The 26074-nt window shown below is 65.8% G+C and carries 22 protein-coding genes, 1 tRNA gene and 1 pseudogene; 1 reads left to right on the top strand and 23 read right to left on the bottom strand.

Annotation, left to right across the window (positions count from 1 at the left end; genetic code table 11):
• Positions 1–47: 47 nt before the first annotated feature.
• The 19 genes from hfq to DTQ71_RS11645 form a co-directional block, all read right to left on the bottom strand.
• A complete protein-coding gene (gene hfq / locus DTQ71_RS11735) occupies positions 48–296 on the bottom strand; it encodes an RNA chaperone Hfq (RefSeq protein ID WP_109564472.1) in 249 nt (82 codons plus the stop codon).
• A 140-nt stretch (positions 297–436) separates the two neighbouring features.
• Positions 437–1975, bottom strand: a complete 1539-nt coding sequence (locus tag DTQ71_RS11730; RefSeq protein ID WP_109564471.1) for a potassium transporter TrkG — start codon at positions 1973–1975, stop codon at positions 437–439.
• The gene (gene trkA, locus DTQ71_RS11725) at positions 1975–3357 is read right to left on the bottom strand and encodes a Trk system potassium transporter TrkA (protein WP_109564470.1); all 1383 of its coding nucleotides are present in this window, start codon (positions 3355–3357) and stop codon (positions 1975–1977) included. The genes DTQ71_RS11730 and trkA overlap by 1 nt, the downstream gene beginning before the upstream one ends.
• Before the next feature lie 116 nt (positions 3358–3473).
• Positions 3474–4163 (bottom strand): phosphate regulon transcriptional regulator PhoB, encoded by a 690-nt coding sequence (gene phoB, locus DTQ71_RS11720; protein WP_109564469.1) that lies wholly within the window; start codon positions 4161–4163, stop codon positions 3474–3476.
• A complete protein-coding gene (gene phoU / locus DTQ71_RS11715) occupies positions 4160–4882 on the bottom strand; it encodes a phosphate signaling complex protein PhoU (protein ID WP_109564468.1) in 723 nt (240 codons plus the stop codon). The genes phoB and phoU overlap by 4 nt, the downstream gene beginning before the upstream one ends.
• 4 nt (positions 4883–4886) lie before the next feature.
• The gene (gene pstB / locus DTQ71_RS11710) at positions 4887–5684 is read right to left on the bottom strand and encodes a phosphate ABC transporter ATP-binding protein PstB (RefSeq protein WP_109564467.1); all 798 of its coding nucleotides are present in this window, start codon (positions 5682–5684) and stop codon (positions 4887–4889) included.
• Between the two features lie 14 nt (positions 5685–5698).
• Positions 5699–7051 (bottom strand): phosphate ABC transporter permease PstA, encoded by a 1353-nt coding sequence (pstA, locus tag DTQ71_RS11705; protein WP_109564466.1) that lies wholly within the window; start codon positions 7049–7051, stop codon positions 5699–5701.
• The gene (gene pstC / locus DTQ71_RS11700) at positions 7048–8511 is read right to left on the bottom strand and encodes a phosphate ABC transporter permease subunit PstC (RefSeq protein WP_109564465.1); all 1464 of its coding nucleotides are present in this window, start codon (positions 8509–8511) and stop codon (positions 7048–7050) included. Before pstC ends, pstA begins: the two co-directional genes overlap by 4 nt.
• Positions 8512–8609: 98 nt before the next feature.
• Positions 8610–9644 carry a substrate-binding domain-containing protein gene (locus DTQ71_RS11695; RefSeq protein WP_109564464.1) on the bottom strand — a complete coding sequence of 345 codons (1035 nt, stop codon included), beginning with the start codon at positions 9642–9644 and terminating at the stop codon, positions 8610–8612.
• Between the two features lie 158 nt (positions 9645–9802).
• A complete protein-coding gene (locus DTQ71_RS11690) occupies positions 9803–10867 on the bottom strand; it encodes an ATP-binding protein (protein ID WP_109564463.1) in 1065 nt (354 codons plus the stop codon).
• A gap of 23 nt (positions 10868–10890) precedes the next feature.
• Positions 10891–12075, bottom strand: a complete 1185-nt coding sequence (locus DTQ71_RS11685; protein WP_109564462.1) for a trans-sulfuration enzyme family protein — start codon at positions 12073–12075, stop codon at positions 10891–10893.
• Between the two features lie 24 nt (positions 12076–12099).
• Positions 12100–13359 (bottom strand): glutamate-5-semialdehyde dehydrogenase, encoded by a 1260-nt coding sequence (locus DTQ71_RS11680; RefSeq protein ID WP_109564461.1) that lies wholly within the window; start codon positions 13357–13359, stop codon positions 12100–12102.
• Positions 13359–14462, bottom strand: a complete 1104-nt coding sequence (gene proB / locus DTQ71_RS11675) for a glutamate 5-kinase (RefSeq protein WP_109564460.1) — start codon at positions 14460–14462, stop codon at positions 13359–13361. The genes DTQ71_RS11680 and proB overlap by 1 nt, the downstream gene beginning before the upstream one ends.
• Positions 14447–15487, bottom strand: a complete 1041-nt coding sequence (obgE, locus tag DTQ71_RS11670; RefSeq protein WP_109564459.1) for a GTPase ObgE — start codon at positions 15485–15487, stop codon at positions 14447–14449. Before obgE ends, proB begins: the two co-directional genes overlap by 16 nt.
• Positions 15488–15518: 31 nt before the next feature.
• Positions 15519–16085 carry a GNAT family N-acetyltransferase gene (locus DTQ71_RS11665; RefSeq protein ID WP_109564458.1) on the bottom strand — a complete coding sequence of 189 codons (567 nt, stop codon included), beginning with the start codon at positions 16083–16085 and terminating at the stop codon, positions 15519–15521.
• Positions 16082–16684, bottom strand: a complete 603-nt coding sequence (locus tag DTQ71_RS11660; protein WP_109564457.1) for a LysE family translocator — start codon at positions 16682–16684, stop codon at positions 16082–16084. The genes DTQ71_RS11665 and DTQ71_RS11660 overlap by 4 nt, the downstream gene beginning before the upstream one ends.
• Before the next feature lie 106 nt (positions 16685–16790).
• Positions 16791–17060: a 50S ribosomal protein L27 gene (rpmA, locus tag DTQ71_RS11655; RefSeq protein WP_109564456.1), complete on the bottom strand. Its 270-nt coding sequence runs from the start codon at positions 17058–17060 to the stop codon at positions 16791–16793.
• A 6-nt stretch (positions 17061–17066) separates the two neighbouring features.
• Complete coding sequence (locus DTQ71_RS11650; RefSeq protein WP_109564455.1) at positions 17067–17777, bottom strand: 50S ribosomal protein L21; 711 nt, start codon at positions 17775–17777, stop codon at positions 17067–17069.
• Positions 17778–17989: 212 nt separating this feature from the next.
• A complete protein-coding gene (locus DTQ71_RS11645) occupies positions 17990–18853 on the bottom strand; it encodes a DUF2059 domain-containing protein (protein WP_109564454.1) in 864 nt (287 codons plus the stop codon).
• Positions 18854–19008: 155 nt separating this feature from the next.
• On the opposite strand from DTQ71_RS11645, the gene DTQ71_RS11640 reads away from it, so the two are divergent.
• Positions 19009–19098: transfer RNA gene (locus DTQ71_RS11640), tRNA-Ser, on the top strand.
• Between the two features lie 123 nt (positions 19099–19221).
• On the opposite strand, the pseudogene DTQ71_RS11635 reads toward DTQ71_RS11640, so the two are convergent.
• The 4 genes and pseudogenes from DTQ71_RS11635 to DTQ71_RS11620 form a co-directional block, all read right to left on the bottom strand.
• Positions 19222–19699, bottom strand: a pseudogene (locus DTQ71_RS11635) (IS5 family transposase); the annotation flags it as partial.
• A 128-nt stretch (positions 19700–19827) separates the two neighbouring features.
• Complete coding sequence (locus tag DTQ71_RS11630; protein ID WP_109564452.1) at positions 19828–22926, bottom strand: DEAD/DEAH box helicase; 3099 nt, start codon at positions 22924–22926, stop codon at positions 19828–19830.
• The gene (locus tag DTQ71_RS11625; protein ID WP_109564451.1) at positions 22923–25145 is read right to left on the bottom strand and encodes an EH signature domain-containing protein; all 2223 of its coding nucleotides are present in this window, start codon (positions 25143–25145) and stop codon (positions 22923–22925) included. Before DTQ71_RS11625 ends, DTQ71_RS11630 begins: the two co-directional genes overlap by 4 nt.
• Positions 25142–26044 carry an OmpA/MotB family protein gene (locus tag DTQ71_RS11620; protein WP_170125411.1) on the bottom strand — a complete coding sequence of 301 codons (903 nt, stop codon included), beginning with the start codon at positions 26042–26044 and terminating at the stop codon, positions 25142–25144. Before DTQ71_RS11620 ends, DTQ71_RS11625 begins: the two co-directional genes overlap by 4 nt.
• Positions 26045–26074: the final 30 nt, after the last annotated feature.

The raw sequence follows: 26074 nt of genomic DNA, 5'->3' as shown, positions 1-26074 counted from the left end.
GCAGGACGTAGGCGCGGGTGGGGCGCGCCTCGGTCGAATGTCCCGTCTCAGGCCCCGTCAGAATCGCCCTCGCCGGAATAGAGCTGAATCGGCTGCGCCGGCATCACGGTCGAGATCGCGTGCTTGTAGACAAGCTGCGATTGCCCGTCGCGGCGCAGCAGGACGCAGAAATTGTCGAACCAGGTGATGACGCCCTGCAGCTTGACGCCGTTGATCAGGAAGATCGTCACCGGCACCTTTGTCTTGCGGACATGGTTGAGGAAGGCGTCCTGAAGGTTCTGCTTGTCCGAGGCCATGTGCCGTCCCGTTGTCTCTGCGGCCCTTGGCTGGGCCGTCCTGGTTGCGTTTGAGCCGTTTATGAGGGTCGAATCACGAAACATCTACCCCTGTCGCACGTGGATTGTGCGCAGCCTGCCGCTTTCCGCCCCGGTTGCCGTCAATTTCGCCAGAAGTCGGGGTTGAACAGCGCGATCAGGGCCAGGGCCTCCATCCGGCCCAGCACCATGGCCGCCGCCCAGATGAGCTTGGTCGCGTCCGAGAGGGTGCCGACGCCGGTGGCGGGACCGGTGCCCAAAGCGATATCGGCCAGGGGTCCCGTGGTCGTCAGCGCCGCGACCGCCAGGATCATCGCGTTCGACATATCGAGCCCCGTGGCCGCCAGCAGCAGGGTCACGGCGGCCAGGGTGATGGCGAAGAGCATGAAGAAGACCCAGGCCGCCTCGACCCCCCGCATGGGGATGGAGCTGCGGACCCTGCCGCCCGCGATCCCGTGGGGATGGACGAGCAGGTGCATCTCCCGCCGCCCATGCTCATAGAGCGCGTAGATCCGCAGCAGCTTCACGCCCCCCGCGGTGGTCGCGATCCCGCCGCCGAACAGCGCAAGTCCCATCAAGAGAACGATCGGCGTGTCGAGCCCGGACCAGTTGCGCGCCGTGTCCCAATCCGCCGACTCCCACCCGGTCGTCGTCAGAAAGGACAGCACCGTGAATACCGTCCCCCAGACCGCGCGAAGCGCGGTGAGCGCGTCGGTCTCGGTCGTCAGTTCCAGCGCGCTGAGGAAATGGCGCGAGACCAGCAGCGCGGCCACGAGCACGATGATCATCAGGGCGATGCGGATCTCCCGATCCTGGGTAAGGCGCACGACCTGGTCCCTGGGCAGGTGTCCGGAATAGACTTGACGCGACACGGCGAAGGCGAGGAAGGCGAAGATGATGATCTCGCCGCCGATGCCGCTGGGGGCCTCGGCCGGGCCGCCTCCGGCGGTGATCCCCGAGGTCGCCAGGGTCGACATCGCATGGATCGCGGCCCGCGTCGGGGTATCGCCCGCGCCGTAGAGAAGCAGCCAGAGCAAGACCGTCAGCCCTGCATAAACCGGCGCGATGGCGCGGAAATAGCGCGCCACCCGGCGCTCCGGATCGGCCCTCTGATCCTCGGTCGAGAGCCGGGCGCTCTGCCCGAACCGGGCCGAATAGGTGACCTCGAACCCGCCCAACCGCAAAGGCGCCAGGATGGCGACCGCCGCCACCAGGATCAGCAGCCCCCCCTGCCAGGCCACCAGGGCGCGCCAGAGATGCACGCTTTCCGACAGCCGCTCGGGCGCGAACAGGGTGCCGCCGGTGGTGGTCGCCGCCATGACCATCTCGACATAGGCGTTGACGAAGCGCGTGTTCGACACCGCCTCGTTCAGAGGCAAGGCCGCGAGGGCGGGCAAGAGCGCCAACGCCCCGAGCAGCGCGACGAGATGGCTGCGTGTCGGGTTGCTGCTTTGGTTGCGGGCCGTCGCCAGTGCCATCGCGCCGGTCAGCGCCATCAGGATCGCGGCCCAGAGACCGAAGGCTTGGGCGTCCCCGATCCGCCCGTAATAGAGCGCGTGCCCGGCGGGCACCGTCATCGACGCGGAAAGGCCGCCCGCGAGCTTCACCAGAAGCGGCAGCCCCCCGGCCCGTCGACGGGCGCCGGCGGCCAGATCGGGCATCAGAAGAAATCCACCTGTACCTGCAACAGCCGCTCGACCTCGGGCACGTCGGCGGCCAGCGCGAAGATGGCCACGGTGTCCCCTTCCTCGATAAGCGTGCTGCCCTGCGGCCGCAGGACGCGCCCGTCCTCCTTGCCGATGGCGCCGATCAGTGCGCCTTCCGGAAATGTCACGTCGCGGATGCGGCGTCCGGCCAGAGGCGAGGTGGACATGACCTGCGCCTCGATCACCTCGGCCTCGGCGTCGCCGATGGAGTAGACGTTGCGCACGCGCCCGTGACGGACATGGCGCAGGATCGAACTGACGGTAGTCTGGCGCGGGTTTACATAGGCGTCGATGGCGAGCGGCCCCATCAGCGGCACCAGGGTCGGGTCGTTGATCAGCGCGACCGTCTTGGAACACCCGGCCGCCTTGGCCCGCACCGCCGCAAGCAGGTTGGTCTTGTCGTCGTCCGTGACCGTGAGGACGGCGTCGGCCCGCTCGATATTGGCCTCGCGCAGCAATTCGATGTCGAGCCCGTCGCCCGAGAGCACGATCGTCCGCTCCAGGGCTTCGGCGGCGCGTTCGGCGCAGGAGCGGTTGCGCTCGATCATCTTGGCGCGGACGCGTTCCGGGCTGGCCTCCAAGGCCTTGGCCACCGTCAAGCCGACATTGCCGCCGCCGATCAGAACGACCCGCTCGGCCCGCTTCGCGGACTTGCCGAAGATCTCCTGGGTGCGGGCCAGATCGCCGGTATGGGTCAGGACATAGACCTGATCACCGGCCTGAAGCTGGTCCTTAGGGCTTGGCGCGAAAAGGCGACCGCCGGGGCGGCGGACGCCGACCACGACGGCGCGCAGGGTCGAGAAGAGCTCCGAGAGCTGGCGCAGGGGCGTGTCCAGGACCGGGCAAGCGGCGTCGAGCTGAAGGCCGATGAGCTGCGCGCGGCCGTCCATGAACTCTTCGATATCGAACGCCTCGGGCGCACGCAGCCGGCGCAGCGCGGCCTCGGCCACCTCCCTTTCGGGGGAAATGACGACGTCGATCGGCATGTGGTCGCGCCGGTAGAGATCGGAGCGCATCGCGCTGAGATAGGACTGCGCGCGCAGGCGCGCGATCTTGCGCGGCACCGTAAAGACCGAATGGGCGACCTGACAGGTCACCATGTTCACCTCGTCGGAATGGGTCGCGGCGATCAGCATGTCCGCGTCCTCGGCCCCGGCCCGCTCCAGCACGTTCGGATAGGACGCGAAGCCCGTGATGCCCTGCACGTCCAGCGTGTCGGTGGCGCGGTTCACGAGGCTGGGATTGTTGTCGACGACGGTGACGTCGTTGCGCTCACCGGCGAGGTGCCGGGCGATCTGCCAGCCGACCTGCCCCGCGCCGCAGATGATGACCTTCAAGGCTTGGCTCCGTGGCCGTGGCGTTGGAGTTCAGGGATAGGGCCGTCCTGAGTGGCGGTCAACGGGAGCGCGAGAGGCGCCGGGCCGAATGCCTCGGACGGCATCTGGCCCGGCGGTCATCCGAGCGCGTAGCCCGCGCCGCGCACCGTGCGGATCGGGTCGTCGGTGCCCGTCGCGCCCCGCAGCGCCTTGCGCAGGCGGCCGACATGGACATCCACCGTGCGGCTGTCGACATAGATGTCGCGCCCCCAGACCCGGTCGAGCAACTGGTCCCGCGACCAGACGCGGCCCGGCCGCTCCATGAAGGTGGTCAGCAGCCGGAACTCAGTCGGGCCCAGATGCAGCTCCCGCCCCTCGCGGAACACGCGGTGCTCTTCGGAATTGACGGAAATATCACCGAATTCGAGCACCTCTCCCACCGATGCCGGGCGCACCCGGCGCAGCTGGGTGCGGATGCGGGCCATAAGCTCCACCACCGAATACGGCTTGACCACATAGTCGTCCGCCCCCGTCTCAAGCCCCCGGACACGGTCCACCTCTTCGGAGCGGGCCGAGATCATGATGACGGGGATACCGCGGGTCTCGGAGGCCGATTTCAGCCGGCGGCAGACCTCGATGCCCGACACTTCCGGCAACATCCAATCGAGCAGGATGAGGTCGGGCGCGTCCTCGCGCGCCATCTCCAAGGCGGCATCGCCGGAAGTCGCCTGTTGGACGAGATAGCCCTCGGCCTCCAGGTTGTAGACCAGCACCTCCCGCTGCGGCGCCTCGTCCTCGACCACGAGGACGCAGGGCTGCCCGCTCATTGGCTCGGCGCACCGCCTGCTGGGGTGCTGGTCTTGTCGGCTTTCGCGCGATCGTCCTCGGGGAGTTCGCCGGAGACGAGATAGATGACCTGCTCGGCGATGCCGGTGACCAGATCGCCCATGCGTTCGATGTTCTTGGCCATGAAATGCAGATGCATGCAGGCCGTGATGTTGCGCGGGTCTTCCATCATGTGGGTCAGGTACTCGCGGAAGAGACCGTTATACATCTGGTCGATTTCCGCGTCGCGGTCGCGCACGTCCTCCGCCAGCGCGGCGTCGCGCTGGATATAGGCGTCCAGCACGTCCTTGAGCATGCCCTCCACCGCCCGCGACATCCGGCGGAGCGAGTGCGCTCCCCCGTCGACCGGCTGAAGTTCGATGATGATCTCGGTGCGCTTGGCCATGTTCTTGGCATAGTCGCCGATCCGCTCAAGCGCGGCGGAGATCCGGAAGACCGTCAGCACGGTGCGCAGGTCCGAGGCGATGGGCTGCCGCAGGGCGATGAGGCGCGCGGCCTCTTCGTTCACGCGATGCTCCATCTCGTCGATGACGCGGTCGCCGGCACGGACCTGAGCCGCGAGATCCGCGTCCTGCTCGACGAGGGCGCGCGCGGCCGCGGCCACGGCCTCCTCGACCTGCCCGCCCATCTTCATGATGAGCGCCTGGATCGCCTCCAGATCGCGGTCGAAGGCAGCGGAGATATGGGGGTTGGAGTGCATGATCCTATCCGATCCGACCGGTGATGTAATTCTCGGTCCGCTCGTCCTTGGGGTTGGTGAAAATATCGCCGGTGTCGCCGTATTCGACCATCTCGCCGAGGTGGAAATAGGCGGTGCGCTGGCTGACGCGGCTGGCCTGCGACATGGAGTGGGTGACGATCACGACGCTGTAGCGTTCGCGCAGTTCGTGAATGAGGTTCTCGACCTGGTCGGTCGCGATCGGGTCGAGCGCCGAGCACGGCTCGTCCATCAGCAGAACCTCAGGCGAGGTCGCGACGGCCCGGGCGATGCAGAGGCGCTGCTGCTGCCCGCCCGAAAGCCCGGTGCCCGGCGCGCCGAGACGGTCCTTGACCTCGTCCCAAAGGGCGGCACGGCGCAGCGACGTCTCTACGATCTCGTCGAGCTCCGCCTTGTTGCGGGCGAGGCCGTGGATCTTGGGGCCGTAGCTGACATTATCATAAATCGACTTAGGGAACGGGTTCGGCTTTTGGAACACCATCCCCACCTTGGCCCGCAGCTGCACCGGATCCACGCGCTTGTCGTAGATGTCCTCGCCGTCGATCCGGATGTCGCCCTCGACACGGGCGGACGGGATCGTGTCGTTCATCCGGTTGATGCAGCGCAGGAAGGTCGACTTGCCGCAGCCCGAGGGGCCGATAAAGGCGGTCACAGTCTTGTCGGCGATGTCGATGGTCACGTCCTTGATGGCGTGGGTGTCGCCGTAATAGACCTGCACGCCCTTCGCGGCGATCTTCACTTCGTCTGTGGCCACGGTCCTCTCCGTAAATCGCATATCGTTCATCGTCTCGCCCCCCTTTACCAGCGGCGCTCGAACTTGCGACGCAGGAAGATCGCCGCGAGGTTCATGATGAGCAGGAAGATCAGCAGCACGATGATCGCGCCCGAGGCGCGCTCGACGAAGGCCGGGTCGGACCGCTGGGTGAAGTTGTAGACCTGCACCGGCAGCGCCGTGGCCGGGTCGAAGAGACCGCCCTCCCAGGGGGCGCCGGGGTATTCGCGTACGAAGGCGACCATCCCGATCAGCAGCAGCGGCGCCGTTTCGCCCAGGGCCTGCGCCAGACCGATGATCGTGCCGGTCAGGATCCCAGGCATCGCCAAGGGCAGGACGTGGTGGAACACCGTCTGCATCCTGGACGCGCCGAGCCCCAGGGCCGCGCTGCGGATCGAGGGCGGCACCGATTTGAGCGAGGCGCGCGTGGCGATGATGATCGTGGGCAAGGTCATCAGCGTCAGGACGAGCCCGCCGACGATGGGCGCCGATTGCGGCAGTCCCGCGAAGTTGATGAAAATCGCCAGACCCAGGATGCCGAACACGATGGAGGGCACGGCGGCCAGGTTCGAGATATTCACCTCGATCAGGTCGGTGAACTTGTTCTGCGGTGCGAACTCTTCGAGATAGATCGAGGCCGCGACGCCGATGGGCAGCGCCAGGGCCAGCACGACCAGCATCATGTAGAAACTGCCCAGGATCGCCACGCCCAAACCGGCGGCCTCGGGACGGGTTGTGGAGGCGTCCGGCGCGGTGATGAAACGCCAGTTGAAGCCGGTCGCCAGCAGGCCCGCCTCCTGCAGCGCCTCGGCGAGCTGCAATTGCTCGGGCGAGATGTTCTTGTCGAGCTCGGCCGTCTGATAGGTCACGCGGCCCTTGAAGAAGCCGTCGATGCGGCCCGAGGCAAGCACTTCCACCGGGATCGTCTGGCCCAGCACGCCGGGATTGGCCAGGACGAAGGCCCGCAGCTGCGCCACGCTCTCGTCGGAGACCATATCGGCGATGGCGCGGGGGTCGAGTTCGGTCTCGATGCCCGCGCTCTCGATCGTCCCTATCAGCGCATCGCGCAGCAAGGGCGCATAGCCGAAGGTCGTGACCTTGGCCATCTGGGCCGGATCGCGGTTGCCTTCCGGGTCAAGCCGCTCGGCGACGAGAGGCACCTCGACCTGGATCGTCGTCTGGCGGAAGGCCGACAGGCCGGCGCTCAGGATCGAGGTCAGCAGCAGGGCCAGCATCAGTATGCCGGTGCAGACGGCCACCAGACCATAGAGGCGGAAGCGCTTTTCCCGGGCGTTGCGCTTCGCGGTCCGCGCGTCGGGCACCATCAGGGAGCCGGTACCGGAGCCGCGGCGCGGGGTCTCGGCAGTGGCGTCGGTCATTCGTACTGCTCCCGATACTTGCGAACGATATAGAGGGCGAGGACGTTCAGCCCCAGCGTCATGACGAACAGGGTGAGACCCAGGGCAAAGGCCACCAGCGTCTCGGGCGAGGAAAAGTCCGTGTCGCCGGTCAGTTGGCTGACGATCTTCACGGTGACGGTCGTCATCGCCTCGAACGGATTGACGTCGATCTTGGCCGCAGCTCCCGCCCCCAGCACGACGATCATGGTCTCGCCGATGGCGCGGGAGGCGGCCAGAAGGATGGCGCCGACGATCCCCGGCAGCGCGGCGGGCAGGATCACCTGACGGATCGTCTCCGATTGGGTCGCGCCTAGCCCGTAAGAGCCGTCCCGCATCGCCTGCGGCACCGCGTTAATGATGTCGTCCGACAGCGAGGAGACGAAGGGGATCAGCATGATCCCCATGACCAGCCCCGCGGTCATCACCGACGAGGCCGAGTTGCCCAGGCCCAGCGGCGAGGCGATGGCGTCCCGCAGGAGCGGACCGACGGTAATCAGCGCGAAGAGGCCGTAGACGATGGTCGGGATGCCCGCCAGGACCTCCAGGAGGGGCTTGGCGAAGCCGCGAAAACGCTTGCCCGCATATTCCGACAGGTAGATCGCCGAGAAGAGACCGATCGGCACCGACACGATTAGCGCGATGATCGAGATATAGAGCGTGCCCCAGAGCAGCGGCAGGATGCCCAGCGTCGAAGCGCCGCCGCGACCGGAAAAGCTCGGGTCCCAGGTGAGCGAGAAGAAGAATTCGGAAGCCGGGTATTGGCGGAAGAAGTTGAGCGTCTCGAACAGCATCGACAGAACGATGCCCAGCGTCGTCAGGATCGCGATGGTCGAGGCGCCGATGAGCAAGAGCAGGATCGCGAATTCCACCGAGTTGCGCGCCCGATAGCTGGCGTTCGTCCGCGCATAGGTGAACGCGAAGCCCGCCGCGGCAAGCGCCAGGATCACGACCGTCCGAACCAGATCGGCCCGCGCGTCGAGCATGCGCAGGCCCTGCGCCGCCACAAGCGTGGAGGGGTCGATCTCCGCGCCCACGGCGACGCCGATCTCGGCCAGGCGCGCCCGCAGATCCTCGGCCTGCGCGGCACGGGCTTCGGCGGCGGTCAAAGCCCCTTGCTCCACCGCGAGGTCGAGCCCCTCGGCGATCCGCCGGACATCCGCCATCAGCAGGTTCAGGGCGCCGGCATCCTCATAGGCGGTCTCCGGGATCATCGCCGACACGCGGCCGTCGAGCGCGAGCGGCTGAATCACCATCCAGGCGGCAAGCACCAGAAGGGCCGGCGCCGCCACGAACAGCGCGACATTGGCGCCGTAGTAGTTCGGCAGCGAGTGCAGAACGCGCGCATCCCCACCGGCCGAAGCCATGGCCTTACGGCGGCCCAGCACGGCTCCGACCAGAGCGAGCGCGGCGACGAGGAGGATCAGCCAGAAAGGCGACATGCAGATCTCCGGAAAACAGGGCCGCGCGCCAAGCGGCGCGCGGAGGGCGCCGCGGCGGGAGGCCTCCCGCCGCGGCCGATATCAGCGGGCGGTCAGGCTCACTCGGTCATGTTCACTTCGTTTTCGACATTGGCCTGAACGGCCTCCAGTTCCGGGTCGGACACCAGGCCGTAATCGGCCAGCGGACCCCAGGGACCGGCGATGTCGTTGGACACGAAGAAGGAGGCATATTCCTTCAGGCCCGGGATCACGCCGATATGCGCGCCCTTGATGTAGAAGAACAGCGGGCGCGAGACCGGGTATTCGCCGGAGGCGATGGTATCGACCGACGGCGACACGCCGTTCATCGTCGCGACCTTCAGCACGTCGGTGTTGTTCTCATAGAAGGACAGGCCGAAGACACCCACCCCGTCGGGGTTCGAGTCGATGCGGGCCAGCGTCTCGGTGTAGTCGCCGGTAATGTCCACGGCCGCGCCGTCGGAGCGGACGGCGAGGCAGGCATCCTCGGCGTCGTCCTCGGACATGCCTGCATCCATCATCGCCTGGAAGGCGCCGGTGGCTTCGCAGCCCGCCGCGATCACCTGCTCCTCGAACACCTCACGCGTGCCGTGGTTGGTGCCGGGGATGAAGGCGGCGATATCGACGGCCGGAAGGTCGGCGTTGAACTCGGACCACTGGGTGTAGGGGTTCTCGACCAGCGCGCCGTCGACCAGCACTTGCGCGCCCAGGGCGTTGAACAGGTCGGACGGGGTGAAGGCGGTGAAGGCCGGGCCGTCCTGCTGGCTGGCGAAGACGATCCCGTCATAGCCGATGCGGACTTCGATGATGTCGGTGACGCCATTGGCGGCGCAGGCCTCGATCTCGCCCGACCGGATCGCCCGGGAGGCGTTGGCGATGTCGATCGTGTTCTCGCCCACGCCCTCGCAGAAACGGCGCAGACCAGCGGAGGAGCCGCCCGATTCCACGACCGGCGTCGGGAAGTCGAAATTCTCGCCGAAGGCCTCGGCGACGATGGAGGCGTAGGGCAGCACCGTGGAGGACCCGGCGACCTGGACCTGATCGCGCGCGGCGGCAGCGGTGGCGCAGACGGCGGCGACGGCGATGGTCGAGACAGCGGTCTTCGTAAGGGACATGACAACTCCTGAGTTTGACGTCCTTCAATGAGCACACCCGTGCTCATTCGACGCCGCAGCTATGAGGCCTGCGTTGGGCTTTTGTGACAGGATCGTAACGGTTTTATGACAGCGCGCGACCTCATGACGGCAGCGAAATCCGTTCACCCGGAGACGGCCTAACCCTCTGGCAAAGTGACGGAAACCGTCGTCCCCTGCCCCGGCGTGCTTTCGATCTTCAGGCGGCCGCGATGGCGGTTGACGATGTGTTTGACGATCGAAAGTCCCAGCCCGGTGCCGCCCTGCGCCCGCGAACGGCCGGTATCGACTCGGTAGAACCGTTCCGTCAGGCGCGGCACATGCTCCGGCGGGACGCCGGGGCCGTCATCGGAGACCTCCAACACCCAGGCCGGACCGCGCAGTACCGGCTCCCGCGCGAGGCGATGGACCGAGATTCGCACACCTCCCGGCCGCGCTCCGTATTTGACCGCGTTCTCGATCAGGTTGCTGGCCACTTGCATCAGCTGGTCGCGATCCCCCCTGACCGGCGCGGGCGTGTCCGCCTCCAGGACCAGCGTGACATCCTCGACCTCCGCCCCGGCGCCGAGCATCTCGACGGCCTCCGCCAAGACCGATCTGAGGTCGATCACCTCGGTCGGGCGCCGCCGCGCGAGCCCCTCCAGACGGCTGAGCGTCAGCAGATCGCTGACGAGGCGGCTCATGCGCGCGACCTCCTGCGCCATGGTCGCCAGGAACCGCTCCTGCGCGACGGGGTCGCCACGCGCCGGACCCATCAGCGTCTCGATAAAGCCCCGCATCGCGGTCAGCGGCGTCTTGAGCTCGTGGCTGACATTGGCGACGAAATCGCGGCGCATCGATTCCTCGTCGTGCCGCCCAGAGACGTCGCGGAACACCAGCAGGACGCGCGGTCGCGCCCCCCCGCCCCGCAGCGGCGTCACCGTCACATCGAAAAGCGTCTCGACCGCACCGGAGCTATGGGAAAACCGCGCATGGCCCGGCGTCCCGCGAAAGAACGCATCCTCGACCGGCGCCAGCAGGCCCGGTTGCCGGAGCACGCTGACATAGGATTGCCGGTCGATCCAAGTGCCGAACCACTCATGCGCCGCCGCATTGGCCCGCTGCACCCGCCCGTTCGGGTCGAGCAGCAGGACCGGCTCGATCAACGCGTCGACGATCTGCCCCGCAAGATCCGTCGCCGCGTCCGATCTGTCCGCTGTCCGCATCGCCGCCCCTCCGTTGGGGTCAGCTATCCGAGGGCGGAGACCGCATCCAGGGCCGTCGTGAAATCTTCACGCAGCAGCGCCACCGGCTCGCAGCCGACAGAGACGCGGAACATCCCTTCCGTGATGCCCAGTTCGGCCCGCTTCTCCGGCGTCAGCCCGCGATGCGAGGAGGAGGCCGGATGCGAAAGCGTCGTGCCGATATCGCCCAGCGTCGGTGCGAAGGGCAGCTGCGGCGCGGCCCGGGTCAGCGCCACCGCCGCGTCCCGCCCGCCCTTCAGACAGAAGGTGACCATATTGCCGAACTGCCCGTCCAGCACGGCGCCCGCCCGGTTGTGATCGGGATGATCGGCCCGACCCGGATAGAGCACCGAGCTGACCGCCGGATGCTCCGCGATGGCCTCAGCCAGCGCCGCCGCGTTCGCCTGGCTGCGCTCATGCCGCATGTCGAAGCTGTAGAGCCCCCGCTCCGCCATCCAACAATCCCAAGGGCTTGGCGTCAGGCCGAGCGTGACGATCGTGTCGTAGATCGCCTTCCGACGCGCCGGATCGCGCGCCAGGACATAGCCCAGTGTCACGTCGCTATGGCCCGCCATCAACTTCGTCACGGAGTGGATCACGACATCGGCGCCCCGCTCGAACGCGGGATACCCGTAAGGCGTGGTAAACGTGTTATCGACGACCAGGATCAGGCCGCGATCGCGGGCGAGGCGGGTCAGCCCCTCCATATCGGCGATCCGCAGCGTCGGGTTGGAGACGACTTCGACCAGCATCAGCTTGGTCGTCGGCGTGATCGCTGCCTCCATCGCCGCGAGGTCCGTCGGATCGGCCAGGGTCGAGGTGATGCCCCACCGAGGCAGATCCTGAGTCATCATCCGCAGCGACCGCCCATAGAGCTGGTTGCCCCCGACGATATGGTCGCCGGCGCTCAGCAGCCCGAGTATTGTCGCCGTGACGGCGGACATGCCGGAGCCGGTGACGATCCCGCCGGCCCCCCCCTCCATCCGGTCGATCATCTGCGCGAGGACATCCGCGTTCGGATGCCCTTCGCGGCCATAGGTGTAGCCCTTCGCGCGCCCCTCATACTGGTCGTCGAGCGCGTTCGGATCCGGCGACGCATAGACGACGGAGGGCTGGAGCGGCGTCACGACCGCCCGGCTGACCGAGTCCGGAAAGGGCGTGCGGCGCACGAGATTGGGGCGTCTGAACATGAAGGTCGCCTCTTAACGGGTTGGTCAGGAACGGATCGCGCCGTCGCCGGTGACGAGATATTTGAAGCTGGTGAGCTGCTCGGAACCCACCGGCCCGCGCGCATGCATCTTGCCGGTGGCGATCCCGATCTCGGCCCCCATCCCGAACTCGCCTCCATCGGCGAATTGGGTGGAGGCGTTGTGCATCAGAATGGCGCTGTCGAGCCGCTCGAAGAAGCGCGCGACCGGGGCCGGGTCGGATGCGATGATGCAATCCGTGTGATTGGACCCGTATCTCCGGATATGAGCAATGGCATCATCAACATTATCAACAACTTTCGCCGCGATCTTCATGTCGAGAAACTCGGTGCCCCAATCCGCCTCCGTCGCTTCAACATCGCCATGCAAGCCCTTGCCCGCGCGCACTTCGACACCCTCGGCTCGGAGCGCGTCGATCACCCCTTGGCCCAGGCTCGCCGCGATATCGCGGTGGATCAGCAGGCACTCGGCGGCGCCGCAAATGCCCGTGCGGCGGGTCTTGGCGTTGAGCACGACGCGGCGCGCGATCTCCGCATCGGCGGAGGCGTCGAGATAGATGTGCACGATCCCTTCGAGATGCGCGAAGACGGGGACGCGGGCCTCGCGCTGGACGAGGCCGACAAGCCCCTTGCCCCCGCGCGGAACGATCACGTCGATGAACTCCGTTGCGGTGAGCATCGCAGCCACGGCCGCGCGATCGCGGGTCGGAACCAGCTGGATCGCCGCTTCGGGCAGACCGGCCTTCCGCAGCCCGTCAATCATCGCGGCGTGGATGGCGCCGGACGAATGGAACGACTCGCTGCCGCCGCGCAGGATCACCGCGTTGCCGGCCTTGAGGCAGAGCGCCCCCGCATCGGCGGTCACGTTGGGCCGGCTCTCGTAGATGACACCGACCACGCCCAGCGGCGTGCGGACACGGCGGATATGGAGGCCGTTGGGCCGGTCCCATTCGGCGATCACTTCTCCAACGGGATCAGCCTGTTCCGCGATGGCCTTAAGGCTGTCGCAGATGCCGCGGATACGGTCTTCGTCCAGCTTGAGCCGGTCGAGCATCGCATCGGACAGATCCTTCTCGCGCCCATAGGCCATGTCCTTGGCATTCGCCTGCAGCACCTCGCCCCGACGCGCCCAAAGCGCCTCGGCTGCGCCGATCAGCGCGGCGTGCTTTTGCTCCGCGCTGGCCGAGGCCAGCTCGGCGGCGGCCGCGCGCGCGGCCTTGCCCATCTCGGCCATCAGAGCCGGAATGTCGTCCGTCACGTCCTTCATCAGATCACCATGTCATCCCTGTGGATCAGCGCCGCCCGCCCCGGATAGCCGAGCACCGCCGAGATGTCACCCGAGCGCAGCCCCTTGATCCGCCGCGCCTCGTCCGCCGTGTAGCGGATCAGGCCCTGTCCGAGCGCGCGGCCGTCCGGTCCTTCGATGGTCACCGGTTCGCCGCGGCCGAACCGCCCGCCGACGAACGTCACCCCAGCGGGCAGCAGCGACTTGCCGTCGCGCAGCGCCCGCGCGGCGCCCGGATCGACCGCCACCGTTCCGCGTGGCTTCATCGAGCCGATCCACCGCTTGCGCGCGGTTTTCGGATCGCCCTTGGCCAGGAACCAGGTCGCGCGCGCGCCTTGCGCCAGCGCCCGCAGCGGGCGGTCGCCCCCCAGCGTGATCGCCAGCGCGCAGCCCGCCTCGGTCGCGATGCGCGCGGCCATCAGCTTCGTGATCATGCCGCCCTTGGAGAGCCCGGACACGCCCTCCCCGGCCATCGCGGCGATCTCGGGCGTAATGTCAGACACTTCGGGCAAATGTCTGGCATTCGGATCGAGGTTTGGGTTCGCGGTATAGAGCCCATCCACATCCGATAGCAGCACGCAGACATCGGCCCCGGCCATCGCCGCGACCTGCGCGGCCAGCCGGTCGTTATCGCCAAAGCGAATCTCGTCCGTGGCGATCGTGTCGTTCTCGTTGACCACTGGCACGACACCCAGGCCCAGCAGCGTTTCGAAGGTCGCGCGCATATTGAGATAACGCCGCCGGTCCTCGCTGTCGTCGAGGGTCAGCAAGACCTGCGCCGTCGTCACTCCGAGCGGCCCGAGCGCCGCATCATAGGCACCGGCCAAGCGGATCTGACCCGTCGCGGCGGCGGCCTGGCTCTGTTCCAGCGACAAGGGCGGCGCAAGGCCCAGAACGGAGCGGCCCAGCGAAATTGACCCGGAGGACACCAGGATGACCTCCACCCCGCCCGCGCGCAGATCGGCGACATCGGCGGCGAGCCCGCGCAACCACGCGGCCCGGACATCTCCGGTAGCCCGGTCGACCAGCAGCGCCGAGCCGATCTTGACGACGACCCGACGGGCCGCGTCTAGAGAGGGGACCACGGCGCTCCCTCGGTGGGATCGGGTTCGGCCGCCGCCGCCTCGCGCTTGAGAAGCGCGCGCAGGGCGCGGAGCACCTCGGTGACACCCTCGCCGGAGACGCCGGACATGGCGATCACATCGGTCCCGGCCGCTTCAGCAAGGGCTGCGCGCCGTTCTTCGAGCTCCTCCGCCTCCAGCGCATCGATCTTGTTGAGCACCAGCACGCGCGGCTTGTCGGCCAGACCGCCCCCATATTGCTCCAGCTCGTTCACGATGGTCTGCCAGTCCGCGACAACATCCCCCGAGGTGCCATCCACGAGGTGCAGCAACGCGCCGGAGCGCTCGACATGGCCGAGGAAACGGTCGCCGATGCCGCGACCCTCATGGGCGCCCTCGATCAGTCCGGGAATGTCGGCCACGACGAACTCCTCCCCGTCGACGGCGACGACGCCGAGATTGGGCACGAGCGTCGTGAACGGGTAGTCGGCGATCTTGGGCCGGGCGTTGGAGGTCGCGGCCAGGAAAGTCGATTTACCCGCATTGGGCAGGCCCAACAGACCGACATCGGCGATCAGTTTCAGCCGCAGCCAGACGGTCCGCTCCACCCCCGGCTGGCCCGGATTGGCGCGGCGCGGAGCCTGGTTGGTGGCGGATTTGAAGTGCAGGTTGCCGAAGCCGCCATTGCCGCCCTTGGCCAGGACGACGCGCTGGCCCAGTTCGGTCATGTCGGCCAGCACCGTCTCCTGATCCTCGTCGAGGATTTCGGTGCCGACGGGCACGCGCAGGACGATGTCGTCGCCATCCTTGCCGGTGCGCTGGCGGCCCTGACCGCCCTGCCCGTTCTTCGCGAAGAAGTGCTGCTGGTAGCGGAAGTCGATGAGAGTATTCAGCCCGTCCACCGCCTCGACCACGACGTCGCCACCGCGTCCGCCATCGCCGCCATCGGGGCCTCCGAACTCGATATACTTCTCCCGCCGGAACGACACGGCACCGTTTCCGCCCGCGCCGGAACGCAGATAGACTTTAGCGAGATCGAGGAATTTCATAACCTGCCCTTACGCGGCGGACCGGCCCGCCTCAAGCCATATGACGGATATAGGTCCATTGCGGAACGATGGCGCCGCGGGCGACGCAAAATGCCTCCGCCTCGCCGATATAGTCGAAACCCGCATTGGTCAGCACCCGCGCCGAGGCCGGGTTGTCCTGAAAGACGGTGCCGAAAATGTGGCTGTTGCCCAGCGGGTTGGCCTGCATCAGCGCGCGCAGCGCCTCGGTGGCGAGCCCCGTGTTCCAGACCACCGGCGCGACCCAATAGCCGATCTCGGCCTGCGCGCGGTCCATCTGCGTCAGGGAGATCACGCCGACCAGTTCGCCCAAGCCCGCTTCGGAGGCATCCATGACCCAGACCGTTTCGTTCGACTCCCCCGACAGGCAGCGCGTGACGAAGGCGTCGGTGCTGCCCGGCGGCAGCGGGTGCGGGATGGCCGTCGTCATCTCGGCCACTTCCCGGCGACCGGCATAGAGCTCGATCAGGCCCTGGTCCGAGCGCCGGACGGGGCGCAAGGACAAGCGGTCGGTCCGCACACTCTCCTGCGGACGCGGCGCGGCGGGGTCCAAACGGACCGGAGCGGTCTGGGGGGTCATGTCGGTCCTCCTCCGAACAACACGAACAGGACGCTGGCAACGGTCAGCGCCGCCAAGGTCCACATTAAATAGCGCTCGCCCGGCCGGCCCCGCAGGGTGCGGGCAACCAGCGCGCCGCCCATCGTCCAAAGCGGATGCAGGACGATCTGACAGGCCAGTAGGACGGCCGCGATCGCCAGGGTCGCCTCGAATGTGGGCGTTCCTGCGGCGACGAACCCGGTGAAGCCGGCGGTAATCATCGCCCAGGCCTTCGGGTTGAGCGGATGCACGATCAGCCCCGCGGCAAAGCCCGGCGCCCGCGCCTCGCCCTCCTCGCCCAGGCGCATGTTCGCGACCCTCCAGGCGAGCCAGACGATATAAGCGGCCGACGCCCATTTGAGCGCCTCGAACGCCAGGGGCGCGCGCGCCGCCAGCTCCATCAGGCCGAAGCCGACGGGCCAGATGATGAGTTGCTTGCCCAACGCGACACCCGCCACGAACGGCAGGGCCCGCCGGAAGCCGAAGCGCGCCCCGGTCGCCATCAACGCCATATTCGCAGGTCCGGGCGTGCCGACCTGGCTCGCGGCGAAGACCGCGAAGGATGCCACGGCGACGCTCATGCCGCTGGGCCGCGTTGAGGGTGGTCGGGCATTTCGCCCTCCGGCTCAAATGAAAGGGGGACCGGCTGTCGCCGATCCCCCTAACTGCGAAATATGAAGGTTCGGCTTACTCAGCGGCCTCCGCCACCGGGAGGACCGAAATATAGGTGCGGCCCTTGAAGCCTTTTCGGAACGTCACAGCGCCCTCGGCCGTGGCGAAGATCGTGTGATCCTTGCCCTGGCCCACGCCTTCGCCCGGCCACCACTTGTTGCCGCGCTGGCGCACGATGATGTTGCCCGGGATCGCGGTCTGGCCACCGAACAGCTTGACGCCGAGGCGGCGGCCGGCGGAGTCGCGGCCGTTACGGGAGGAGCCACCTGCCTTCTTGTGTGCCATGTCTCGTTACTCCTGTTCTGCGGCGAATTGCTTCGCCTGGTCGATCCAGCCGTCACGCGCGATGCGGCCTTTGAACGACAGCTTGTCATCCATATAGGCGATCTCTTCGTCGCCCCAAGCGGCGATCTGATCGAAGTGGAAGACGCCGTTCTCGTGCAGCAGCCCTTCCAGCTTGGGCCCGACGCCCGAGATCTTCTTCAGATCGTCGGCCTTACCGCCGCGCGCAGCCTCGAGCAGGTTGGTGGGGCGGGTGCCGGCGGTCGCGGCCTCGGCGATCTTGGCTTCGTCGGAGGCGGTGTCTGAGACACCCAAGGCGGCCTCGGTCGCCTCGGTGACGGCGGCCATAGCGGCGCCAGAGACGGAGCCCGCGCCCACGGCGGCCTTGACGCCGGTGCTGCCTGCGCCCTCGGTCAGGATGTCACCAACGCGCAACAGCGTCAGCTGCTGACGGTGACCCTTGGTCCGCTTCGACGAATGCTTGCGGCGGCGCTTAACGAAGTGGATCAGCTTCGGGCCTTTGATCTGGTCGATCACCTCGGCCTGGACGGCCGCGCCCTCGATCGTCGGGGCGCCGACGGTGACGGTCTCGCCCCCGATCATCAGCACCTCGTTGAACTGAACCTTGTCCCCAGCCTCGGCGGCCAGCTTTTCGACACGCAGCACGTCGCCCGTGGCGACCCGGTACTGCTTGCCCCCGGTTTTCAGAACGGCGAACATGCCCGTTCTCCTATGTCAGTCGCGCCCTTCGGTCCCCCGTTAGGGGTGTTCGCGCGGGCCTGCCCCGCACCTCGGACTGCGTGCCTCCTCTGAGGCATGGTGGCGCCGCCCGTAGGCGACAGAAATAGCAATGGGCCGCGACGATCCGCGGCCCGGGAGCCCAATCGCAGGGGACGGCCTTGCTGTCAAGACCCACCCCGCGGCGGGAGCCCCTAGATGTCCGTCGCGACCATGTAGCGTGCGGCCGCGCGTCCCAGCTCGTAGGAGGTGCTCTCGAAGACGCGCCCGAAGCCTTCGAACATGGCGGCGTTATAGCGCTTGCCCGCATCGGTGCGCGCGAAGGCCACGTAGCGGGCAAGCTCTTCGTCGGAAAGCGGCGTATAGGCCATCATCAGATAGGCCCGCAGCCAGCTCAGCGTGGCGGTGCGGATTTCCGGCTCCTGCTCGCGCACCATGGCGAGCATATCGGTCTCCGCCAGCCGTTCGGCCAAGGCGCCGCCATCGGCCAGCCCCCGATAGAAGGCGAAATTCGCGTTCATGCCACCCGACACATTGGTCGCCACCAGATCGAGTGAGTCGATCAGTTGGTCGATCAGCAGAGCGCGCGGCGCATCCGCGGCCAGGAGCGTCGCGGAGGCCTGCTTCGCCTCCGCCTCGACGCTCCCATCGAGCATCTGTCGCCGGGCATAGACCTCCCGCCCGACGATGCGCTGCCCCAGATCGGAGGCGTAGAAGGCATGCGCTTTCTTGAGGTCGCCGGGGCGCAGAATCTCCGCCAGGCTCTCGTGGATGAACGGCGTCAGCCGCTCGGGCGCCTGGATTCGCGCGACCTCGCGCCGCCATCCCTCGCCGCCTTTTCCGGGAAAGAGCGCCCGCTCCAGCGAGATGCCGTGGCGCGCGCCCTCGGTGGCCACGATCCGCATCAGCGGGCCCATCTGGGTCACCGTCAGAAGGTCCGATTGCGCGATGGTCTCGATCCGTATGATATCAGCCGCCTGCGGCTCCGCCCGCGCAGCCCCACCCGCGAGGGCGACGCCGAGAAGCAGAGTGGCGGCGATCCGTGCCTTTTTGTTCATGACTGCCCTCTTTGATCGCCAAGACCGAGTGAACAGCCCGATTTGGAAAAATGAAAGGCCCTCTGGCGCAATTTTGTGAAACCCGCAGCTTTCACGTCGAGGATGGCTTGCGCCGCCCCAAGAGCTTGCCTAAAGACGCGCCACCACTCGAGCGCGGAGAGGTGCCGGAGTGGTCGAACGGGCCGGTTTCGAAAACCGGTGTGGGTGCAAGCCCACCCAGGGTTCGAATCCCTGTCTCTCCGCCACATACCTTCCCTAAGGTCCTGATTTTACCACGGAATTTAGAAATCCGCGCATAGCGTTCCCACACCTGTTCCCACGCCTGGCGTTTGTTGAAGGGGTCGGTACGGATCAATCAAGCGCGTCATCCTCGGCTTCTTGAGCTTCCCAAAGCAACGCTCGACTAGGGTTGCGCAGAGCGTAGAACGTCCGGTCGACGCCCGCGCGGGTCTTTCGGTTGCGACTCATGGGGATGACGGGAGTCGCGTCGCGGGCCTCGGCCCAGTCGCGGATGCGGTCGGCATCGTAGCCCTTGTCGGCGAGCAGCACGCGCGGTGCGCGCAGATCGTCGCCCATGACGAGGCCGAAGCCCTTGTGGTCGGAGAGCTGGCCCGGCGTTACGTCGGTGCGTGTCGGCAGGCCCCACGCGTTGCAGCGCGGAGGTGGATCTTGATCGTCTGGCCACCTCTTGAGCGCCCAATACCCTGTCGCGGAGTCCTCCCCCCTGGCGCCGGCCGCATGCTGGTGCGCCCGAACGACCGTGCTGTCGATCATCTGCAAGCGGTCGGGCGGATGCTCGAGCTCGGCGGCGCCTTCGTTGAGCGCCTCGAGGATCGTCTCCCATAACCGCGAGGATTCTTGACGTGACTCCTGCATGGCCGGAGGTCTGCAATAAAGCCCATCAGATGACTGCGCACGGAAACGCTGCTGTTGAAGGACAGCCTTCACTGAATGCCGGCTTCTTCAATGGTCAGTTACTGATACGAGATCGACCCGTCCGCGTTTTTGGCGCCCATTGGTGTATCGTCTCGTTTGAACATGTTTGACATAGCGGCGGAGACGGGATGCTCAGCTCGCGCTGAACCGCCTTCCGAGAGCATCTGCTGCAACCGGCTCGCGTCTTCCTCAGTATCTCCCATCGGCCAGAGGGCGGAAGTGGCAAGGCGCCGTTTTCGGGCCATAAGACTGTGAAGGAGGCAGTCGAAGGAGTTGTGCTGGTACCCGGGGTGGATCGCCATCGGGACGTGCACGGTGACGGGCTTGGACTGCCCGATGCGATGGACACGATCGTTGCACTGCTCTTCCACAGCCGGGTTCCACCAGCGTGACAGATGGATCACGTGCGTGGCTGCCGTTAGCGTCAGCCCGGTCCCCGCTGCCTTAGGGCCGAGCACCAGAAGATCAAAGCCCTCATCACGATCGAGGTGTCGTTGAAACCTGTTCACGATCTCTTGGCGGCGCGGGATCGGGGTATTTCCGTTGATCAGGTCGACACGAGGAAGAACGAACTCCCGTTTTGTGAGCTCGATGAACCGGTGCTGCATCTTCACGTGCTCGATGAAGACCAGCGCGCGCTCGCCCCGGTCCCGCACCCCGCGCAGGATGTCCATTGCCGCCATGAGACGGGCGGACATGCTGATATAGGTTTCGTCCTCCGTCGGTGACGACGCGTTCGGGTGTACGGAGACAGACCGTATATGGTGAAGCATCTTGAGTGCGCTGCCACGGGTGCCGGAAGCCAGCTTTCCACGCGCCTCCTCGTAAGCAGAGGCTTGCGGTTCCGGCATGAGCCGCGGGTGCAAACGGCGCGACTTTTCTGGAAGGTCGCGGGCGACATCCTCTTTCAGACGACGCAGCGCAACCGGGGGAAGGCCGCTTTGTGACTCGAACATTTGCGAATAGAGCTCGCGCATGTTCCCCTCTGCCGGCTCCCCAAACCTTTCTCGGAACGCCTTCAACGAACCCAGACGGCCCGGGATAAGCTGCTCCATGATTGCCCAGAGATCGACCGTACTGTTCTCAATGGGGGTGCCTGTCAGCCCGATCCGAAAATCCGCGTTGACCGCGAGCGCCGCCTTGGCGCGCAAACTGACGGGGTTTTTTACTGACTGAATTTCATCGAATACGGCGGTCGAGAAGGGGATCTTCGCTAGCGAGTGTTGGTAGTTCGTCAGCGTAGTGTAGGTGGTCAGCACCCAGTAACGGTGCCCGCGCCTCTCATCGATCGCCTCCTCTAGATCGCGCAGGTCCAGTAGCGCGTTTCCGCTATCGGTTTCGATGCCCTGCTGACCGGGTCGCTTCTTGCCTCCTAGGATTGACCCGTAGAGCCGGACCACGTTGCCGAGCCCAGGCGCCCGCAGGTGTTTGTCGACCTCTTCCTCCCAGTTGATAAGCAGCGAGGTGGGCGCCACCACAAGGACTGGCCCGGCGCGCCCGGCTTCCATGCGGGACATGTTTTCCTTCAACCACGCGAGAAAGGCGATCGCCTGCAGGGTTTTCCCTAGCCCTTGCTCATCCGCGTTCAGGATGCCGGGCAAGCCTGCAGCCCAAGCTTTTTGCTTCCACAAAAAACTCTCTGTCTGGTGCCCCTTGAGGGTCGATTTCACCACGTCCGGAAGCGTGTCTGGGGCGAGCTGGGCGCGGGGTCTGATCTTTGCAGCCCAGTTTAGGTCCTCGAGGTTGTCCGAGGTGTCGAGGATGATTGGTCCGATCCGCGGATCGACCTCCTCCTCGATCACTGACTTATCTTCTGGCTCTTCCCGAATGCGGATGGCTTCGAGACGCTGCTCCAGCGCGGTGCGGCTTGTCGGGGTCGCTGGGATTTCCGCGCCATTAACGTTCACCGTCGGCTCCCCAGCCGCGATCGCCGCATCCACTTGATGGATGAGCCGTTCGACCTGATCCGGGGGCAATGCCTCGATCTTCTCGGCCGCCGCTTCGGTAAATGCCTCAGGCAGCCATGTTGTCCCGGACCCAGTGATTTCGAGCGCCGGTTTCTCATAGACGGTGAGCCCGATCACCCGTTCTGAGTATTCCCGTGTTTCGACGAAGGCTGGCTCCGCCGCCTGTTCGATCAGCTCCTGCTCCTGGGCCGGCGATAGCCCGTCCAGTTTGCCCCGTGATCGCAGATGGTCCGTGACTGCTTCCGTAATCCTCTGACGCGGGTTGCGAACGAATGCGGCCCGGGCGACCGGATCCGCTCGTTGCATGTCCGCCATCACCTTGAGGACCGGAGCGGCGGTGGGGTCCACGACCAGGTAACTCTGCGCGCCGAGCTTGTAAGCGGGGCGGGCACCCCGGGCGAACGCCTTGTCCTGGAAAGCCCGAAGCCGACCCTCCTGCAGCTCCGCCTCCGCCTCGCTGATTGGCTCCCCGTCACGTTCTGCGGCCTCGACCGTCTCGCCGAGAAACGGGATGATCGCGAACTGGTCTTCGCCCCGCGGGCTGATCGAGAACCGGTCCGTCAGGGTCACCTCGAGCCCAAAGAGGAAATCGGTCATCCCGAGGCGTGCCTCCGCGTCGGCCTGGTCCATCCGGACCCCAGGCTCGAGGGCGCGCCTAAAACGGGCGAGCGCCTCCCAGTGCTCGTCGAGGTCAGAGCCGGCCCGGAACTGGTCCGCCACCTCGAGCGCGTCCAGCATCCATCCGGGAAGGCGGCGAAGCCCGTCGGCCCCGTCGCCCGATGTCTCCAGGATCGCGCCGGTCCGATGGGCGATCTGCTTGCGGCCCGCCCGGACCCAGTCATGGGTCAGGTGGAAATCGGGGCTGCCGATCTGGCCCATGACGTCCGTGCGCAGGGTGAGGTCCACCAAGGGGGGAAGACCGAGCGCGTCCGCCGTCTCCGAGGAGAGCGCGCTCAGCGTCCTGTGAGATAGCCGAATCCGGTCACTCCCGATCTCCACCTGATCGCCGGTCTTCTCGGCGGTGGCTCGTAGATCGGCCAACGCGAAGCTCAGCCGCTTATCGTGATCGAAATCCGGATCCATCCCGCGTGAGAGGAGCCGGTCCAGCAGGGACTGGCGCGACCTGAACTCAAGGGTAACCCCGTCTTGATCATAGCTCAGCTGGATCATTTTCGTCCGCGCTTTCCGCCAAGGCGCAGCTTCTCGTAGAGCGCATAGAGTTTCGCGCGTTGATCCGCTCGCAAATGTGGGCTTTGCGATCGAAGCCGCTTTATCGCAATGGCCAACTCCTTGCGCTCTTCGAACGTGCTCTGCCACATCCCGAGGTCCTCCAGTGCATCGGCATTTTTCCGGAGCAGGTCCAGGCGCCCATCGGTATGATCTGGGAGCGGTGGAAATTTCTGCTCGCTAGAATCCGACGATTCTCGCGGAATGGTCGCGTGCCGAGCGGATTGATCCGTTACTTCAGGGGGATCACCGGCTGACGCGAATAGGTCATCTAGATCCACACCGCTCGTTTTCAGGTTGAGAAGCAGATACTCCAGCGCGTTTCTCAAACGAAGTGGAGGGTCGCCCTTTACCGCCCGAACCCATGCCAAGCCTTCTCGAGACTTCGGCGATAGGGCTGGTCGGGTCCTGCCTTTCTCCGGTGCCTCGAGATATGCGAGGACCGCGGCGGCGGCCGCAGGACCGTAAGCGATCATCCGGTCCATATGGCTGGCGAACCGGGTCTGTTTCAATGAGGACGCATCACCGGAGGTGGGTTTCACTAGCCCCAAGGGATCAGGATGAACGCGCCTTGCGGCAGCAACACTTGCGGGAGGTGAGGCAGCTCGACGGACGGGACTGATAAGTCCATTACCAGAAGATGCTCGTGTCGCACCTGTCGAACTGAACAGGTCTTGATCGGTGTTTGCGGCGCCAAAAGTGCGTACAGCTGGCTGCAGATCAGTGTAGCGCCCTGTTACGGGCTGCCGTGGTGGTGCATATCTGCGTTTCGGCGGACGCGGGCGAAACACTTTTGTATACGCCCGGGTCTGTTGCGACCATGGAACATCCGCGTTCATCATGTCCCTGACCCAGCGGCTCCAGGAGGGGATGCTGCTGTGTGATTTTGAGGCACCTCTAGCCCTACGGTCAGAGGCGCGCATGATCTGATCACAATCATACCCTTCCTCGAACAGCTTCGGAGCCATGGGGTCCCCGATGTCGAACACGTGCGTCCGGTAGCTGTGACACCCGTCCACCATTATCTTATTACCGATTTTCATGATCAGGAGGGACGTGTTCTGGCGCGCCTGCTGATACCCGACCCGGGTATAGGCGTTCTTCGCATCCTGACGCATGAGGTGCTGGCGGGTATACTCGAAAGCCTGAGAGGACAAGGCCGCCCAGGCCGCGTCAATCTTGCCCTCATCATAGAGCTTCAGCCAGAAGTCCCGGCGCGGTGGCCACATGGGGTCTTTCTGGGTCGCGTCCACAACCCCGGTGAAGAAGCGCATATCTTCCCGTGTCAGCCAGCGGTGCACGACTGCCATGTAGCGCTCGCCAATGGCGCCCCATACCCCCCCGGATTTGATCCGCGGGTCCCCGTAGAGCTCGATCAGGGCTTCCACGAGGTACGACCTGAGCTCGTCTGCAGGAGCTTTTTCCAACCAGGGATCAATCAAGGCTTCTATCGACTGTTCTGCCCCGGTGTTGAGGCCCGCCGACTTGCCCGGTGGCCGTAGCCACTTGATATACCAGTCGATCAGGTTCCGCTCGGACAAATGCGGCCGGACGAGAGAGGTCAGGGACAGGTGGGCCAGATCCATGAACCCGCCGCCATGCGGGTTGCGAACCCCGAGACGGAGGAGTTCCGTGTAAGGGTCAGACATCTTCGACATCCGGGCCGCGAGCCGATCCGGACCTGACACGGGATCCATGAGTTCCGGGACAGCGTCTAGAAGGAGACGGCCGGTTGCGCTCATCCGTGGCGCCGCCGTGACGAGTGCGGTCGCCAGCGCGGTCGTGTGCGCACCCTCGGGGGCGTAGCTGTCGAGATAAGTGCGCAGCAACCCGGACAAGAAAGTCTCGGATGTTGATGCGGCGACCTCAGCGTAGAGAAAGTCTCGCGTCCGAGCTAGGTCGGGACGCTCCCGCCGTTCCGCATCGAAAACGGCCGACGCCGCGGCGACTACGAAGGAGAGGCGGGTGCCCTCCCAATCGCCACTTTCAACACGATCCCGGAGCCTTTGGGCCAGCGCCTCGCGCTCCTTCTCAGTTCTGGCCACCTGAACGTCTGGCCAGCGTTCCCGCACCCGGTCAGCGGCCGCTCGCAAATACCGAATCTCCGGAACTGCTTGGGGCGAGAGCCGCCCCGCATTTTCAAGCGCATCAAAGAGACTCATTGCGCTTCCCCTGCATCGCGCAGCGCATCGAGCCGGCGCTCGACCTCTTCCACATCCATAACTTTACTGGGGGCGTACATAATGATCCGGAGATCGATCCGTCGGTTCGCGGCCTTCCTTTCGATCGTATCGTTCTTTTCAATCGGCCGCATCTCCCCGTAGCCGGAGACGGACATGACCGGCTGCCCCCGCAGGTTCTGATGTTCGAGAATAGACCGGTCTTCATCAAGCATCACGAGCAGGGTCGCGTTTGCACGTTCGGTTGACAGGCGCAGATTGTTAAGATCGGTTCCATCGCTATCGGTATGCCCCTCGATCTGGACCGCCTCGATTAGGGCGTTTCCGCTCTTACAATCCGGCCCACGCTCCGCCCTTTCCCCGAGGGTAAAGCAGACAAGGGTCTCGTCCAGGAGCCGACCCAAGGTTTCCACGATTTCGCGTTGACGTGGCTCAAGGCGGCTTGATCCGCTGCGGAACAGACCTTCCCCCTGGAACCGGAGCGCGTCCTGTTCCGGGCTGACTACGACCTGAAGCTCCGGAAACTCGACCAGCAGCCCTTCTCGGAGTTTGTCGAGAAACTCGCGTCGTTGTTCCGTGGACTGGGACATGTAAGTTTCCAGCCGGTTGGCTATCGGTAACTGCTCGTTCTTTAACTGTCCTAGCTCTTCCCTTAGGTCTTCATTTTCCCGAGAAGCCTGAGCCAATCTCGCCTCTAGTGATTTTACTTGGTCAACCAGTTCTTCGATGCAGTCGCCCACAATTTCAGCGGAAAAATCCTGACTTACATCTTGATCGCGAATGTTCTCGCACACTTCCGGAAGTGCGAACTCCTCGTCGTTAATCAGGGTCGCGAAGAAGGCGAGCAGGATCATGATGATCAGGAGGAAGCTGATCGTCATGTCCGTCATCGTGACAAAAACGGATTCCTC

It is taken from the genome of Jannaschia seohaensis (genome assembly GCF_900116765.1).
GTDB classification, from domain to species: domain Bacteria; phylum Pseudomonadota; class Alphaproteobacteria; order Rhodobacterales; family Rhodobacteraceae; genus Jannaschia; species Jannaschia seohaensis.
This window is presented reverse-complemented; position numbering and strand designations above follow the sequence as displayed.